Consider the following 688-nt stretch of genomic DNA (forward strand, 5'->3'; position numbering starts at 1 on the left):
ATTTTTAATAAAGTTTCTTTTTTTACAATCTCAAAGTTTAATAAACGCTTTGCAATTTGTTTTTTCATTTCAGGTTTTAAATCATTGTTGAAAATGAAGTGGTAACCTTGTTGTTTTGAAAAGTTAGGTGCAAAGTGCGTCTCGTCAATACCTTGTGGTACAAACCATTGCGGAGAAAGAACGAATACCATTTTCTTATCTTTCAATTGATCCATTGTAGATGCGAAGTTTAACACATGTACAAGGTCTTGTGTTCCGCCGCGTCCAAGAAGGAATGGCGTAAATCCTTCAGGCTTTACTTTAAAATAATTAGATGGATGGAAAGCATCCATACGTGCGAATTCCGATGAACCGTACATCGGAAGATATTTTGGATCTGCTAACATCTTTTGCTGTAAAATCATACTTTGAATTTTTTCTTCTTTTAAAGAAGTGGCAGCTTGTTCTACTTTTTCATCACTTAAAAGTGGAAGTAGGAAGCGCGTTGGAATAAGTAAGAATACAGCAAAAAGGGCCAATGCTAAAAGCATCGGACCAAATTTTGCTTTGTTCATCGGATTTCTTCCAACTTTTTAATAACCATGTTTGGTGTAGCCCACTCGTCACGGTCAAAATCAGAAATAGAAACTTCAATATCTAAACGCTCTTGGAATTCAACTAATAAAGATACTACAGCGAAAGAATCAAG

1 protein-coding gene and 1 pseudogene are annotated in these 688 nt (G+C 35.2%); both read right to left on the reverse strand.

All coding sequences use genetic code 11. From position 1 onward, the window contains the following. Positions 1 to 554 (reverse strand): D-alanyl-lipoteichoic acid biosynthesis protein DltD (dltD, locus tag AU379_RS20475; RefSeq protein ID WP_082769976.1); only part of this gene is annotated, 554 nt, incomplete at its 3' end. After that, positions 551 to 688 (reverse strand): annotated as a pseudogene (gene dltC / locus AU379_RS20480) (D-alanine--poly(phosphoribitol) ligase subunit DltC); the annotation flags it as partial. The pseudogene dltC and the gene dltD, both read right to left, overlap by 4 nt.

The sequence above is a fragment of the Bacillus sp. JH7 genome, from assembly GCF_001563515.1.
GTDB classification, from domain to species: domain Bacteria; phylum Bacillota; class Bacilli; order Bacillales; family Bacillaceae_G; genus Bacillus_A; species Bacillus_A cereus.